This is a genomic window from Qipengyuania sp. B-5, assembly GCF_056857815.1.
Genome location: NZ_JBSXNU010000010.1, coordinates 1 through 14,500 on the forward strand (window position 1 = coordinate 1; position 14,500 = coordinate 14,500).

16 protein-coding genes and 2 tRNA genes are annotated in these 14,500 nt (G+C 61.3%); 3 read left to right on the forward strand and 15 right to left on the reverse strand.

Annotated elements, in window-relative coordinates:
* Positions 1–107 precede the first annotated feature (107 nt).
* From AC13CE_RS00215 to AC13CE_RS00230, 4 genes are all read right to left on the reverse strand, one after another.
* Entirely contained in the window at positions 108–704 is a 597-nt protein-coding gene (locus tag AC13CE_RS00215) for an MASE1 domain-containing protein (protein WP_482971076.1), read from the reverse strand.
* Between the two features lie 79 nt (positions 705–783).
* Positions 784–1,053 carry an acylphosphatase gene (locus AC13CE_RS00220; protein WP_482971077.1) on the reverse strand — a complete coding sequence of 90 codons (270 nt, stop codon included), beginning with the start codon at positions 1,051–1,053 and terminating at the stop codon, positions 784–786.
* A 195-nt stretch (positions 1,054–1,248) separates the two neighbouring features.
* Positions 1,249–1,686 carry an FKBP-type peptidyl-prolyl cis-trans isomerase gene (locus tag AC13CE_RS00225; protein WP_473822164.1) on the reverse strand — a complete coding sequence of 146 codons (438 nt, stop codon included), beginning with the start codon at positions 1,684–1,686 and terminating at the stop codon, positions 1,249–1,251.
* 144 nt (positions 1,687–1,830) lie between these two features.
* Positions 1,831–2,106, reverse strand: a complete 276-nt coding sequence (locus AC13CE_RS00230; protein WP_221539725.1) for a hypothetical protein — start codon at positions 2,104–2,106, stop codon at positions 1,831–1,833.
* Between the two features lie 238 nt (positions 2,107–2,344).
* On the opposite strand from AC13CE_RS00230, the gene AC13CE_RS00235 reads away from it, so the two are divergent.
* Positions 2,345–2,737 carry a CBS domain-containing protein gene (locus AC13CE_RS00235; protein ID WP_482971078.1) on the forward strand — a complete coding sequence of 131 codons (393 nt, stop codon included), beginning with the start codon at positions 2,345–2,347 and terminating at the stop codon, positions 2,735–2,737.
* 73 nt (positions 2,738–2,810) lie between these two features.
* Here the strand turns inward: AC13CE_RS00235 and ettA are convergent, their stop codons facing one another.
* The gene (gene ettA / locus AC13CE_RS00240; RefSeq protein WP_482971079.1) at positions 2,811–4,484 is read right to left on the reverse strand and encodes an energy-dependent translational throttle protein EttA; all 1,674 of its coding nucleotides are present in this window, start codon (positions 4,482–4,484) and stop codon (positions 2,811–2,813) included.
* A 137-nt stretch (positions 4,485–4,621) separates the two neighbouring features.
* Between ettA and AC13CE_RS00245 the strand changes: the two genes are divergently transcribed.
* Positions 4,622–5,980: a M20/M25/M40 family metallo-hydrolase gene (locus tag AC13CE_RS00245; RefSeq protein WP_482971080.1), complete on the forward strand. Its 1,359-nt coding sequence runs from the start codon at positions 4,622–4,624 to the stop codon at positions 5,978–5,980.
* Here AC13CE_RS00245 and AC13CE_RS00250 read toward each other — a convergent pair.
* From AC13CE_RS00250 to AC13CE_RS00265, 4 genes are all read right to left on the reverse strand, one after another.
* Positions 5,977–7,320, reverse strand: a complete 1,344-nt coding sequence (locus AC13CE_RS00250) for an MATE family efflux transporter (RefSeq protein ID WP_482971081.1) — start codon at positions 7,318–7,320, stop codon at positions 5,977–5,979. The two genes, AC13CE_RS00245 and AC13CE_RS00250, sit on opposite strands and share 4 nt — an antisense overlap.
* Before the next feature lie 28 nt (positions 7,321–7,348).
* Positions 7,349–7,425, reverse strand: a tRNA-Pro gene (locus tag AC13CE_RS00255).
* 34 nt (positions 7,426–7,459) lie between these two features.
* Positions 7,460–7,536, reverse strand: a tRNA-Ile gene (locus AC13CE_RS00260).
* A gap of 79 nt (positions 7,537–7,615) precedes the next feature.
* Entirely contained in the window at positions 7,616–9,298 is a 1,683-nt protein-coding gene (locus AC13CE_RS00265; RefSeq protein ID WP_482971082.1) for a sensor histidine kinase, read from the reverse strand.
* A 236-nt stretch (positions 9,299–9,534) separates the two neighbouring features.
* Here AC13CE_RS00265 and AC13CE_RS00270 point away from each other — a divergent pair, with 236 nt between their 5' ends.
* Entirely contained in the window at positions 9,535–9,996 is a 462-nt protein-coding gene (locus AC13CE_RS00270) for an Lrp/AsnC family transcriptional regulator (protein WP_221539711.1), read from the forward strand.
* A 69-nt stretch (positions 9,997–10,065) separates the two neighbouring features.
* Here AC13CE_RS00270 and AC13CE_RS00275 read toward each other — a convergent pair whose 3' ends face one another.
* The 6 genes from AC13CE_RS00275 to AC13CE_RS00300 form a co-directional block, all read right to left on the reverse strand.
* On the reverse strand, positions 10,066–10,449 hold the full coding sequence (locus AC13CE_RS00275) for a c-type cytochrome (protein ID WP_482971083.1): 384 nt from the start codon (positions 10,447–10,449) through the stop codon (positions 10,066–10,068).
* A gap of 102 nt (positions 10,450–10,551) precedes the next feature.
* A complete protein-coding gene (accC, locus tag AC13CE_RS00280) occupies positions 10,552–11,901 on the reverse strand; it encodes an acetyl-CoA carboxylase biotin carboxylase subunit (RefSeq protein WP_473820604.1) in 1,350 nt (449 codons plus the stop codon).
* A 3-nt stretch (positions 11,902–11,904) separates the two neighbouring features.
* A complete protein-coding gene (gene accB / locus AC13CE_RS00285) occupies positions 11,905–12,390 on the reverse strand; it encodes an acetyl-CoA carboxylase biotin carboxyl carrier protein (RefSeq protein WP_473820603.1) in 486 nt (161 codons plus the stop codon).
* A 74-nt stretch (positions 12,391–12,464) separates the two neighbouring features.
* Positions 12,465–12,899 (reverse strand): type II 3-dehydroquinate dehydratase, encoded by a 435-nt coding sequence (locus AC13CE_RS00290; RefSeq protein ID WP_473820602.1) that lies wholly within the window; start codon positions 12,897–12,899, stop codon positions 12,465–12,467.
* 21 nt (positions 12,900–12,920) lie between these two features.
* Entirely contained in the window at positions 12,921–13,337 is a 417-nt protein-coding gene (locus AC13CE_RS00295) for a holin family protein (protein WP_482971084.1), read from the reverse strand.
* Positions 13,338–13,543: 206 nt separating this feature from the next.
* Positions 13,544–14,173 carry a PilZ domain-containing protein gene (locus AC13CE_RS00300; RefSeq protein WP_482971085.1) on the reverse strand — a complete coding sequence of 210 codons (630 nt, stop codon included), beginning with the start codon at positions 14,171–14,173 and terminating at the stop codon, positions 13,544–13,546.
* Positions 14,174–14,500: the final 327 nt, after the last annotated feature.

Below are 14,500 nucleotides of genomic sequence, written 5' to 3' on the forward strand. Positions count from 1 at the left end.
TGGTCGAGCGTTTCTTCGGGAAACTCAAAAACGCCAGAGGCTTGGCCACCAGATACGACAAACGAAGCGATAACTTCCTCGCTGCCATCAAGCTCTTCTGCACACGCCTATGGATCGCCGCTAATGAGTCTACGCCCTAGCATTGTCCAGAGCGACTTGAGCGAAAACAGTTCGTGCCGGTTGGGGGGATCGGTGGCGATGAAAAGTATCACCGGCGTCACGATCAGCATGCCGAGCGTCACCGTGCTTGCCCAGGACGAGAGGAAGGCAAAGGAGAGATTTCCGGACAAGATGCCCGCCATGAGAGCGCTTGCGCCGCCAGTGAAAACTGCCGCTAGGCCAAAGCGAGCCATGCTCCAGGGGCGCGACAGGGAACGATTTGCCGAGGAGCTTCCGCCCATGAGGAAGAAGACGAGATAACCTTCGACCAGATTGGCCACGGTATATCCGGTCGTAGCGAGGAAACCCGATCCGGCCCAAAGGTTCGAGATCATGCTGGCCGCCGCGACCCAGACAGTCGTCATATGGCGACGGCGTCGGTCAAAAAACAGCAAAGCGGCTATGAAAATGCCGCTCGATGGCCAGACGGCAGCAATTCCATCGGCTCCCCCACTGAGTTCGAGAGCGATATGGGCGCAAACAAGCCAGGCGATGCCGAACAATAGCGGCCAGCCGTAATAGCCCAGATCACGCGGCTTACTCACGTTATTCACGTATTCCCCCCTTGTAGCGACCCTGTGCCCCAAGGACCGGCTCTCGGCCTAGTGTTTTAACTGCTGGAGCTTAACCGCGCCTGTCGAAGCTTTCGAGTCCGCATGTTGGCACTTCTTCCTGCTCGATTCGGGAGGGCGTGGCACGCGGTGGACCTGAACGCATTGCCTCGATCATTCGCTCGACCGCTTGCGGTTCGCCTTCGATATGTGCCTCGACCTTGCCGTCCGGCAGATTCCTAACCCAGCCGGTCAGAGCCAGCGTTCTTGCGGTATCGACTGTCCAGTCGCGGTAGAATACGCCTTGGACGCGACCGTCGACGATCAGGTGCCGTGCGATCATCCGCCAAGGGTGTCCCGCAGCTTCTAATGGGTCAATCAATTTCAGTGGGGGTAATCAAAATGCAAAAGCCCCGCGCGATGGCGGAGCTTTCGGCGAGAGGTTTCACGCTGTTACTGAGCCAGCTCTGTGCTGGCGGTTGCCACCCGGGTGGAGAGCCGGGCGGGGCGGCTCATAGCAGCCGCCCCGGGAGTGGGCTCAGGCGGCCTGCTTGATGTCGCGCAGGGTGAGGTCGAAGGTTACGTCCTCGCCGGCCAGCGGGTGGTTGCCGTCGGCCTTGACCACCTGCTCGCCTACTTCAACGATGTAGAGCGTCAGTGGCGATCCGTCCTGCGCCTGCGCCTGCATGGCCATACCCGGCTGCGGGGCCGGTTCTGGCGGCAGGTTTTCGCGCGGGATGTCGATCACCAGTTCCTCTCGGCGCGGGCCGAACGCCTTGTCGCAAGGGATTGCAACTGACTTCTCGCTGCCGACTTCCATGCTGGTCAGGGCTTCTTCGATCTGTGGGAAGATCTGGCCGCTGCCGAGGGTGATTTCCTGCGGTCCTGCCTGTTCGGTATTGCCGACGATCTCGCCGTCGCCCCGCTTGAGGACGTAGTCGATGGTCACGGTGTCACCGTTGTTGGGAGTTGTCATGGGAGTCCTTCGAATTTCGTGTTCGCGGCGCGAATGGGCCGCATGGGAAACGCGCCCGCGTGTCGAGCGCCTCGCGCGCGATTCTGTCAAAACATTATGGGGTGAGTCAAATGAAGTGGCCGTTCGTGAACGGATCGAAGGTTTTCAGGAAAGATGCAGCGGTTCTTCGTCCAGATGCCAAACACCCTGCCGATCCCGCATCAGCCTGCCAAGCAGCCGGTTGCCTTCCCACAGCTTTACACTGCGGCGTACGCCCTCGGTCTCGAGAAGCGAAAGGGCAGTAGCGGGATTCTCACTGGTGAACTCCAGGCGTTTGGGCTGTCCGAGATCGTCATCTTCGAATTGAAGCGAATAATGCGGCATGTCCGGCCTTTCGGGAAACCCGCAGGCATCTCCGGGTATCCAGAGCTGGTGTGACAACTATGGGTTTAGGTCATGTGTCTAGCATTTCGGACGGTTAATCTCAAATAGCCCCGGGCCTCCTGTATGTGGTTTGCGGTGGGCCGGTCGTTTGCCGGGACGGATACGCGTTTGCAAAGATGCCGGTCTCGGTACGAGCTTGAGAAATGCACTGCCGCGGTGTACTCTCTGACCGGGAACACCGTTTTCAAAGGAGTTTCCACAGGGATCGAAAGGGGCCAAACCAACGAGCGCCAAAATGATCCCAGCAGACATCATTCAAACAGACTTTCCCAAGGTTTCGCCGATATGCCTCGTCGAAGAAGCCGCCCGCATCATGCGGGACCATGGCCTGCACGCGCTGCCGGTTGTCGAGCGCGACAGGCTAAATGGCGTCATCGCCTGTGAAGATATCGTCTATCGGGGCATCGCGGACGGCATCGACTGGTTCTTCGCTCATGTGGAAGATTTCATGACTGCGGAACCCAAGGCTGCGTTTGCGTCATCTTCGGTTACCGAAACGAAAGCTCTGCTCGATGCCGAAAGGCTCGACTGGCTACCGGTTCTCGACGAGAATAGGAAATACGTGGGCGTGATCCGCTTGCAGTCTCTGGATACTCTGGGCACCGCCCCTCAAAGCGCGCTCGCCTGAAGCCGGTGAGAGCGAGTCCATAAGAACAGGACGGGGCGCGAGCTGATTATCAGCCCGACGCCCATCATCCTTCTCAACGGGTCAGCTTCTTGTACGCCAGGCGCGTCGGACGATCGGCGGCGTCGCCCATGCGGCGACGCTTGTCTTCTTCGTAGGCTTCGAAATTGCCTTCGAACCATTCGACATGGCTATCGCCCTCGAACGCCAGGATATGCGTTGCCAGACGGTCGAGGAAGAAGCGGTCGTGGCTGATGACCACGGCGCAGCCGGCGAAGTTCTCGATCGCCTCTTCCAGCGCGCCCAGCGTTTCCACGTCGAGATCGTTGGTCGGTTCGTCCAGCAGCAGGACGTTGCCGCCCTCCTTCAGCATCTTGGCCATGTGGACGCGGTTGCGCTCACCACCCGACAGCTTGCCGACGTTCTTTTGCTGGTCCGGTCCCTTGAAGTTGAAGGCACCGACATAAGCGCGGGTCGACACATCATGGCCGTTGACCTTCATGTAATCGAGTCCGTCGGAGATTTCCTCCCAGACATTATTCTTCGGGTTCAGATGGTCACGGCTCTGGTCGACGAAGCCGAGGCGGACGGTCTCGCCGATTTCGACAGTGCCGCTGTCGGGCGTTTCCTTGCCGGTCAGGATCTTGAACAGCGTCGACTTGCCTGCGCCGTTCGGGCCGATCACACCGACGATGCCGCCGGGGGGTAGCATGAAGGACAGGTCTTCGAACAGCAGCTTGTCGCCATAGGCCTTGGAGATGTTCTTGGCCTCGATCACCTTGCCGCCGAGGCGTTCGGGCACCTGGATGACGATCTGCGCCTTGCCGGGCTTACGATCCTTCTGGCCTTCCTGCAGTTCTTCGAACTTGCGGATACGTGCCTTCGACTTGGTCTGGCGCGCGGAGGGCGTCTGCCGGATCCATTCCAGCTCGCGGCTCAAAGCCTTCTGACGGCCGGATTCCTCGCGGCTTTCCTGTTCGAGACGCTTGGCCTTCTTTTCCAGATAGGTCGAATAGTTACCCTCGTAGGGGTAGTAGGAACCGCGGTCGAGTTCGAGGATCCACTCCACCACATTGTCGAGGAAGTAGCGATCGTGGGTGATCATCAGCACCGCGCCCGCATATTCCTTCAGGTGGTTTTCCAGCCACTGGACGGATTCCGCGTCGAGGTGGTTGGTCGGTTCGTCCAGCAGCAGGATCGACGGCTTCTGGATCAGCAGGCGGGTCAGCGCAACGCGGCGCTTCTCACCGCCCGAAAGATCGGTGACGGGCCAGTCGCCGGGAGGGCAGCGCAGCGCTTCCATCGCGACTTCGAGCTGGTTGTCGAGCGTCCAGCCATCGACCGCGTCGATCTTGTCCTGGAGTTCCGACATCTCGGTGCTGAGCGCATCGAAATCGGCATCTTCCTCGCCCATCTCCATGCCGATCTGGTTGAAGCGTTCAACCATGTCGGCAATGCCGCGCGCCCCGTCCTTGACGTTTTCGAGCACGGTCTTGGTCGGATCGAGCTCTGGCTCCTGCTCCAGATAGCCGACGGTGATGTTCTCGCCCGGCCATGCCTCGCCGGTGAAATCCTTGTCGATGCCGGCCATGATCTTGATCAGCGTGGACTTGCCCGCACCGTTGGGGCCGACGATGCCGATCTTGGCGCCCTGGTAGAACTGCAGGTTGATGTTGCTGAGTACCGGCTTGCTGGCACCGGGGAAGGTCTTGGTCATGTCCTTCATGACGAAGGCGTATTGCGCGGCCATCGGGCGAATCCTTGGATGTATCTGCGAGAATGGGAGAGTTGGTGCGCCAGATAGTCGCGCGAGGGACGATGGGCAAGGCGGGAGAGGCAAATGGTCGGGGCTTGGCAAACGCGCCGGGGCTGTTAGCAAGCGACCCCATGAAAAGGTCGCTCATCGCGCTTGCCGCGCTCTCGCTCTCCGTTCCCGCCACTGCCGACCGCGCCGACGAGGCGCTGGAAAGCGATACGATCGCGTGGGATTTCGTGGAAGGGATCACCACCGAAGTGGGCCCGCGCATGCCGGGCACCGAGCAGGAGGCGAGGGGTCGCGTCTGGGCGATGGACTGGCTGCGCGCCAATGGCTTCGCCAATATCACCGACGAACCTTTCGACATGGAAACATGGGTCCGCGGCGAGGAAATGGCCGAAGTGACTGCGCCTTTCGCCCAGCCGATGGCGATCACCGCGCTCTCGACATCGAGTTCGACCGGGGCAGAGGGGATCGAGGCGGAAGTCGTCTATTTCCCTCACTATTCCGACCTCAAGGCTGCCGCGCCCGGAAGCCTCGCGGGCAAGATCGCCTTCGTCAGCCACGATATGCGCGCATCGCAGGACGGATCGCATTACGGCTTTGCCGGTCCGGCGCGCTGGACGGCGCCTTCGCTCGCCGCGAGAAAGGGCGCTGTGGCGACCGTGATCCGCTCTGTGGGGACCGATAACCACCGCGTCCCGCACACCGGGACCACGACTTTTGCTGAAGGTGTCGAGCCGACGCCCGCAGGCGCGCTGTCCAATCCCGATGCCGACAATCTCGAACGCATGTTCGCCCGCGCCGAGGGCCAGCCGATCCGCATGAAGCTGGTCATGACTCCGCGCGATCTGGGCACGACGCGTAGCGGGAACGTGGTGGGCGAAATCGTCGGCCGCGACTCCTCGCTGCCGCCAGTGCTGCTGGCCTGCCATCTCGACAGCTGGGATATCGGCACCGGCGCGATCGACGACGGGGCGGGTTGCGGTATCATTGCGGCTGCAGCAAAGCATGTTGCGGCGCAGGGCCAGCCGTTGCGCACGATCCGCGTGCTGTTCGCAGGGGCGGAGGAAACCGGCTTGTGGGGCTCGGAAGCCTATGCCGTCGCCCATGCCGACGAACCGGTGTTCGTGGGGCTGGAAAGCGATTTCGGCGCGGGCCGAATCTGGCGGCTGGAAAGCAATTTTACCTCAAGCGATGCCGCGCTGTATCGCCAGCTTGCAGCAGCAGTGGCGCGCTTCGGCGTGGCACCGAGCGGGATTGTGGCGACCGGCGGGGCCGACCTCAATCTGGTGCGCCAGCAGAAGGGCGCATTGATCGATTTGCAGCAGGACGGCACGCGCTATTTCGACCTGCACCACACGGCGGACGATACGCTGGACAAGGTCGATCCGGCCGAGCTTCGCCAGAACGTCGCGGTGTGGACCGCCGCTGTAGCGGTGCTGGCCAATCACGGCGAGGATATTGTCCTGCCGACAGCGCCTCGTTAGGTCCCCGATCTTCCGAAGTGCCGGTTTAAGAGCGAAGGCAGGAAAGCCAGCTGTAATGCTGCGCGGACGATCAGGAAGAGGCTGAAGGATAGCCACAGACCGTGACTTCCCAGCGGCCAGCTGAGCCACAGGGCCACGCCGTAAACGATTGCTGCGCCGACCATCGTCAGGAACAGGCGCTGCGTCCAGCTTGCGCCGACATAGACACCGTCGAGTACGAAACCTGCGAGGCCAAGGAAGGGTATGACGATCAGCCACGGGGCGAGGTCCTGCGCTTGCATCCGAACCGCTTCCGTTGCGGCAAAGCTTGCCAGTATCGGATCGGCAAAGAGCGCGAAGCCCAGTGCCACCAGCGCAGCTGCCGCCATCCCCCGCAGCAGGATGGCCCGTACATAGGCTACGAAGCCGGACCGGTCATGAGCTCCAGCGCGTTCGCCATTGAGCACCTGCGCGGCATTCTCGAACCCGTCGAGCAGCAGGGCGGTGAAGACGAACAGCTGGTAGATGATGCCGTTGGCGGCCAGCACCACGGCGCCGCGCTCCGCAGAAAGCCGGGTAAGACCTGCCAGTGCGATGACCAGTACCAGAGTCCTCAGGAACAGGTCCCGGTTGACCGACAGAAAGGGGCGAAGTTCGGCCAGCTTCGCGATCCCGCCAGACCGCGCCCGCGCTATCAGGGCTTTGCCCTTCGCGCCCGAAAGCAGGATAGCGGCCAGCGCTGCAAGCTTGGCGAATTCGGCGATGAAGCTCGACCAGCCGATCCCGGCAATGCCCCACTTCAGCTCCAGCACGAACCAGAGACCAAGACCGACGTTGAGCAGATTGTAGGCGACTTCCACCAGCAGGACCGTCCGCATCCGCCGCTGGCCCACCAAGAAGCCGATGGCGGCGAAGTTGGCCATGACCGCAGGCGCACTCCAGTAACGGATGTCGGCATAGACGCCGGCTGCCTCGCGCACTTCCCCGGTTGCACCGAGCGCATCGAGGGCAAGGGGCAGGAGCAGAGGCTTTACCAGCAATAGTATCGCGGCGATGGCCAGCCCGACCAGCAGCCCGCGCAGAAGGACGGTAGCCTGCTCATCGGCGCCCGAGCGGGTGCCTGCCTGTGCGACCAGCCCGGTCGTCCCGGTCTTGAGGAAATTCATGACGGTAAAGAGCACGGCGAACAGCCGCGCGCCGATATCGACCGCGCCCTGTGTCGGTGCATCGCCGAGCCGCCCGACGATCCACATGTCGCCGATGCCGATCAGCGCAGTGGCGACATTCGTGACCATGGCGGGCAAGGCGATCGCCCAGATCGCGCGGGTATCCAGAGGCGGGGAGGCAGTGCTCGCTGTCACCTATCGCTCCTCCGGATTTATCGACGTGTGGTCGGGGAGACAGGATTCGAACCTGCGACCCCTTGTACCCAAAACAAGTGCGCTACCAGGCTGCGCCACTCCCCGACACCTACGTCGATCTTCATGCCGGACGGCGGGTTGGTAGGCCCGGCAGGACTCGAACCCGCGACCTAGCCGTTATGAGCGGCCAGCTCTAACCAACTGAGCTACGGGCCCCCGCCAACCGTCCGAGAAGGCGAAAACGCCGCCTAGCCGCGCTTCAGGCCAAGGGCAAGCGGCGATGCACGCCTTTTGCCTATTCGGCTGCACTTTCCGGCGCAGGCACGGCTTCGGCGCCGGTCAGCAGCGGGAGCGAGAGCACCAGCCGTTCGCCGTCGCGCATCAGGTCGCCTCCTGCAACGCGTGCTTCGGCGCGCGCCAGCCTGAGCGAGAAACCCGCTCCGAATATGCCCGCGCTGAGTGCCCCCATGGCAGGGCGCGTCTCGACCGAGAAAATGTCCTCCGCCTCGCGCAAGGTCGCAGGCAGGGTCGCTGCAAACTCGATCTGGTCGCCCTCGGTATCGAGATCGAGGCGGATCGCCTCGCCTGCGCCAGTCGCTCCGGCGAGTGTAGCCAGGAGACGCCATGCCAGCACTTCCGCTTCCGACTGGGCGAGAGCGAGCGGAGCGCGCACATCCCCCAGCTTCGCATCGAAACGGGCAACGCGTGGACTGAGCACCGTCTGAAGCTGCATCACCTGGCGGCGCGCAATGGCGGCGAAATCACACTGCCCTGCCTCGAGATCGAGCGCACCCGTCTCCAGTCTCGCCAGCCGGTCGAGTTCGTCGAAGCCGGCCAGAATATGCGCCGAATCGCCGGCTATCGTTGCCGCGATCGAGCGATATTCGTGCGGCACCGGACCGATCACCTGTTGTTGGATAATCTCGGCATAGCCCTGCATGGCGTTGACCGGCGTGCGCAGCTCGTGAAGCAATTGGCGCAGGCGGTCCGCCTCGGCATTGCGGGGATTCGCCACTTCGGGCATGACCCGGCGGAAACGACCGGCATAGCCGAAGAACCGCCCTTCGCCGCGCGTGAAACGCGGAGTCGCATCGACGATCCATTCGCCTTCGATGCGTTTCGCCCCGCGCAATGGGAGGCGGGTATTGTGTAGTGGCTGGCGGCGCGAGATCGCCTGCGCAACTGCCGTAGAACCAAGAGCGGCAAGATCGATCCCGATCACCATCGGCGCAATATTGCCCTCTGCCCAATCTATCCTGCCCTCGGCATCCGCGCCGAAGAGGAAGTGATCGAACTCCACGTCGTTTGGACGGTCCTCATCGCCCATAGGCAGACGAGGGGCCTGCGGGTCCATATCGCCGCCCGCGCCAGCCTTGCGGGCACGTCGGAAGCTTTCGATCCGTTCGACCAGTGTACGCACGTCTTCCTTGCCGGGAGGACGGTTCGGCTCCTCTTCTGCGGGGCGAACTTCCGGGGCGTGTACCGGGGCATCGATATCTTCCGGCGGTACCAGCTCGTCCATCAGTTCGAGCGGTTCCGGCTGAGGCAATGCCCTGTCGGACACGCCAAGGCGGTCGAGCACCTTCACCGCTTCCGGCGGAAGGTCGCGGCGGTGACGAAGGAAACCGCGTGCCCGGATCGGGAGCTTGGGAATTAGCTCGGCCCATTCCGGTCCGGTAAGTTGCGCCCGGTAAAGCGCGGCAGCGGCGACATGCGGGTGGGCCCCGCCAAACCATTTGACCAGTTCGGGATTTCGAAAGCGCCAGCCACTTTCGCCAACCAGTGCCGTTCGGATCTTGACCGGAATCATCTCGCCCAGGGCGATCAGGCGAAGATAGGCCGCCGCCTTGAGTGCCGGATCTCCAGCTTGGGGACGTTCTCCAAGCAGGTCGATAAGCTGGCGGAACTGCGTCTTCGCCGCACGCTCGCCGGTTGCGCGCAGGCGCAGCACAGTAGCAAGGCGGTCGTCGAAATGCATTCCATCTCCGGCAAACGGGGCTTCTCTGGAGTGTCCGCCATCGCAGAATCGCACTCAAGGACGGACAACAGATATGGTTAAGTGTTCATTTACCCAAGATGGATCTGGCACCCCGTTGCAAAAGAGGACAATTGCTGGCAAACATAATAATGTTAGCCAATCGGATGGTTGCGCGTTTTCAACATTTCATATGCGCAATGTGTTCGCAAAGGCTCAAGTTAGAAGAGGAACGTCTCATGGCCAATCTCGACGAGATCGATCGGCGTCTGCTCCGCGAATTGCAGAATGAAGGCAGGATCACCAATGTCGAGCTGGCGCATCGCGTAGGCCTGACGGCGCCGCCGTGCCTGCGCCGGGTCCGCGCGCTGGAAGAAGAAGGGGTCATTCGCGGCTATCACGCCGAACTCCATCCTTCCAAGCTGGGCTTTTCGATCACGGTCTTTGCCATGGTGAGCCTGAAGAGCCAGGCCGAAACTGCGCTGCGGGAATTCGAGCAGGCGATGAAAGACCTGCCCGAAGTGCGCGAAGTGCACATGCTCAATGGCGAGATCGATTTCATCATCAAGATCGTGGCGCGCGACCTGCAGGCATTCCAGGAATTCCTGACGAGCAAGCTCACCCCCGCGCCGAACGTGGCCAGCGTGAAGACGTCGCTGACCATCCGCACCAGCAAGAACGAGCCCGGCGTTCCTCTCTGAGTGCTGCAGGCGGGCGTCAAGCGTCCGCCAATCTCAAGGTTCTTGCGTCCCCCGGCCTTTTCAGCGCGCCTAGATTGCGGGTTCGTAGTCCGCGGTCTGCAACGTCAGCATGTAGGCGACCAGATCGTCGATATGTTCTTCCGGAATCTCGAAATACATCTCGCTCGGGAAGTCATGCGTGGTCTTGAGCCACGTTGCGAGGCTTTCCCGGCTGAGACCCGGAGTGTTCGCGACATCCACAAAGCTGGGTGCCGACGGATTCGGCGATAGCTGCAAGGGCTCGACTGCATGGCAATCGGAGCACCGGTTGCGGGCGAATTTTTGCCCGCGATATTCAGCCGTATCCCTCTCGAAAACGCCCGATCCATATGTCGGGGGAGCCGGATTTTCGGCAGGCGCTATCTGGCATGCCGCCAGAAGCGCTGGCAGGATCAGGATAGGGGTTCGGTTCATGGCAATCGGCATACACCCACGATGGGCACACTGGCAAACCGCTCATCCCCATCGGGGCCAGCATTCATTCGCGCCGACGGCAAAGGCTTTCGCGAGCTTGGGTCAGCTAGCCCGCGTCTTCAGCCATTCCTCGAGCCATTTGATCGAATAGTCGCCGCTTTTTACGTCATCCTGTTCGAGCAATGCCTGATGAAGCGGGACCGATGTCTTCACGCCCTCGATCACCATTTCCTCCAGCGCACGCTTCAACCGCATCATGCAGCCTTCGCGAGTGCGCCCGTAAACGATCAGCTTGGCGATCATGCTGTCGTAATAGGGCGGGATGGAGTAACCAGCATAGAGCCCGCTATCGACACGGACATGCATCCCACCGGCAGCGTGATAATACGTAACCTTCCCAGGGCTGGGCGCGAAGGTCCACGGATCTTCCGCGTTGATGCGGCACTCGATTGCATGGCCCTTGAACTCGATCTCGTCCTGCGTGAGCGACAGTTCCTTGCCTGCGGCAATGCGGATCTGTTCGCGCACCAGATCTACGCCGGTAATCGCTTCGGTCACCGGGTGTTCGACCTGCAGGCGCGTGTTCATCTCGATGAAGTAGAACTCGCCGTTTTCCCATAGGAATTCGATCGTTCCGGCGCCCCGATAGGCCATGTCGCGCATTGCCTTGGCGCAGGTTTCGCCCATGCGCATACGATCTTCTTCGGAGATGACGGGCGAGGGCGCCTCCTCCAGAACCTTCTGGTGGCGACGCTGCAACGAACAGTCGCGCTCGCCCAGATGGATCGCATTGCCGTTGCCGTCACCGAAGACCTGGAACTCGATATGGCGCGGGTTGCCGAGATATTTCTCGATATAGACGGTGGCATCGCCGAAAGCGGCCTTCGCCTCGCTGCCGGCCTGCTGCATCAGGGTTTCGAGCTGGTCTTCGCTCTCGCAGACCTTCATGCCGCGTCCGCCGCCGCCACTGGCAGCCTTAATGATGACCGGATAGCCGATTTCCGCCGCAATACTGCGCGCTTCGTCGAAATCCGAAACCGCGCCGTCGCTGCCCGGTACCAGCGGAAGTCCGAGGGCGCCGGCGGTACGCTTCGCTTCCACCTTGTCGCCCATGGTGCGGATATGTTCGGGCTTGGGCCCGATCCAGGCGATGTCGTGTGCTTCGACGATCTCGGCGAACTTGGCGTTTTCCGAGAGGAAGCCATAGCCGGGATGAATGGCGTCGGCCTGCGTGATCTCGGCGGCCGAGATGATGTTGGCGACGTTGAGATAGCTTTCGCCTGCCGCCGGCGGACCGATGCAGACCGCGTGGTCGGCAAGGCGCACATGCATTGCGTCGGCATCCGCGGTGGAGTGAACGGCCACCGTTTCGATGCCCATTTCATGCGCGGCGCGGTGGATGCGAAGCGCAATTTCGCCGCGGTTGGCGATGAGGATACGAGAAATCGGCATGGCTTACCCGATGACGATCAGCGGCTGGTCGAACTCGACCGGCTGCGCGTTCTCGACCAGGATCGATTTGACCGTTCCAGCCTTGTCGGCGGTGATCGGGTTCATGACCTTCATCGCCTCGACGATCAGGAGCGTCTGGCCTTCCTTGACGCTGTCGCCGACCTTCACGAAGTCCGAAGCGCCGGGTTCGGGGGCAAGATAGACCGTGCCGACCATGGGCGATTTCATGGCGCCAGCCGTGTCCGCTTCTGCCTGTGCGGTTTCCGCAGGCGCAGCGGGGGCGGCGGGTGCCGCCGGGGCCGGGTTGGCCATCGGAGCGGGAGCAGCCGCCATAGCCACGCCGCCGCCGCGCGAAACGCGGATCTTGCGGTCGCCATCCTCTACTTCGATTTCGGTGAGTCCGGTGTCGCCCAGCATCTCGGCAAGTTCGCGCACGAGAGAGGTGTCGACGTTCATGCCGGAATGTCCGGCGCCTTTGCGATCGGCCATGAATGGTCCCTTGTCAGTTATTGGACGCGCCTATGCTCTGGCTGGCGCGCCAAGACAAGGGGTAGGGGGCGGATTTAGAGCGCCGCGGCTTTCTCCAACGCTACGGAATAACTGCGTGCGCCAAGACCCTGAACGCAATCGACTGCTCCCATGCCGACATAGGATATGTGCCGGAATTCCTCGCGCTTGGCCGGATCGGAAAGATGAACCTCGATCACCGGCACGTCGATTGCCTTGATGGCATCCAGCAGGGCGATGGAAGTGTGCGTATAGGCCGCAGCGTTGAGCAGCACGGCCCTGGCGCCCTGCCGACTCGCCTCATGCAGCCAGTCGACCAGCTGGCCTTCGTGATTGGTCTGGTGGAAGCTGATGTCCAGCCCCAGCGCCTCCGCCTGTTCGTGCAGCGCTTGCTCGATATCGGCCAGCGTGTCGGAACCGTAGATTTCCGGCTCGCGCGTGCCGAGCAGGTTGAGGTTGGGGCCATTCAGGACGAATACCGTACCGGTCATGGCCCCATTCTTAGCGGCAAGTCACCGTCCTTCAACGCCTTTCGCCTTTCCCCATTGCCGCGCGGCGGTATAGCCGAGGTAGCCGGTGCCGAAGAGGGCATAGAGTTCTTCTGGCAGGCCGCGCAGGTAAGCGGAAATACCGGTACCGATATTCTGCGCGGTTTCGGCGGAAAAGGCCGCGATGATCCCCATCGGCAGGGCGAAAAGGATCATTGCATACATCACATAGAGGAAACTGGGCCGCGCCCTGCTGGTCCAGGGATCGGGCGACTGCGCCTCTGCAACGATGGCCGAGAGGCGCGCCTCGATGGCCTTGAGCTCGTGCGATCCTTCGAGCGCGAGAAGTTCGAGCTTGGCCTTGGCTCGCGCTTCCTTATCCGGGATGATCTTGTCGATGATGGAAGCGATAGGGCCGATAAGCGAATCAATTAGTGCCATTTTTTTGACCTCCTTTCCCATTTCTGAACCATTTTGGTTAGTGTAGGAAAGTAGGGTTCGGTCAGCGCGATCGAAGGCAGGCAAAAAGCGCGGTCCGCTCCTTGGCGTCAGCGATGTCATCTGGAACTTCGATGAAGGCCTGCGTGCCGGGCTCGGCCCGATCGCGGTTTCGCCGCAGCCTTCCATGTGTCCGTGGATTTATCTGTTCAGGATGCTTGGCTGAAGGTGGTTTGCTCGTGCCAGCGCCAACTGCCCTGTGCCAGTTCCAGTATGAGCCTGATCTCATCCAGTCTCAGCGCTTCTTTCAGCAACAGACCCGAAGCGCCGTCACGCGACCAGCGTATGGTGCACTGCTCGAAGCTTTGTGTCCCCAGACAAACCGTTACCAACTCGCCAAACCCAAGCTGCCCTGGATGTGCAATCGACATACCTTTTGTCGACAGGTTGACGAGTTCTCCCTCCACCGATGTATCGCGGTGGTAGACCTTGACGGGGAGGCTTACTTCGAAGCGGCTCGCACGGGGCGGAGAACCATCGCTATGCGCGATTGGAGAACACTCGGTTATCACACCCATCCGGTCCTCGGAAAGCCAGCCCACTTCTCCTTCGAGCGGGTCATTGTTTCCCCATTGTACGCTAACTTTCTGTCCCGGTTTTGCAGCGATCGTACAGCGAATGCCGATGCCCGATTCCGAAAGGTCCCGGATGACCACGACGTAATTTCTATCGCCGATTGTCATACATGCGGGAAGGAACACCTGACGGACCCGTTCACTTTGACGGCGTTCTTGCACATTCTTCTCCGGAATTCGTTTCAACCTATTCTGGAAGATCAAGCACATATTACCCGCCATTGCGTTAGCCAGGAGATGTGTGGTTTTACCTATGGGGTTTACGTTCGAACGCTTTCGAAAGACGCGTGAAGTGTTCCGTCATTTCTGGTCGGAGAGATGCTCAGACCTTTATCGGTTCGGCGAAAAGCATCGGAGAGGCCTTTCAAGTTACGGATTGCCGGTCATGAGAATTAGGTTTCGTGGACAAAGCTTGACTGGGGACTCGGACCTTGATTCAAGGCTGGCTTTTGGAGGCGGCCTTGGGCGAACGGATCGGCGTTACGGACGAAGAGTGGGAAGTGATCGGGGCGCTGCTGCCGCCTGAACGGG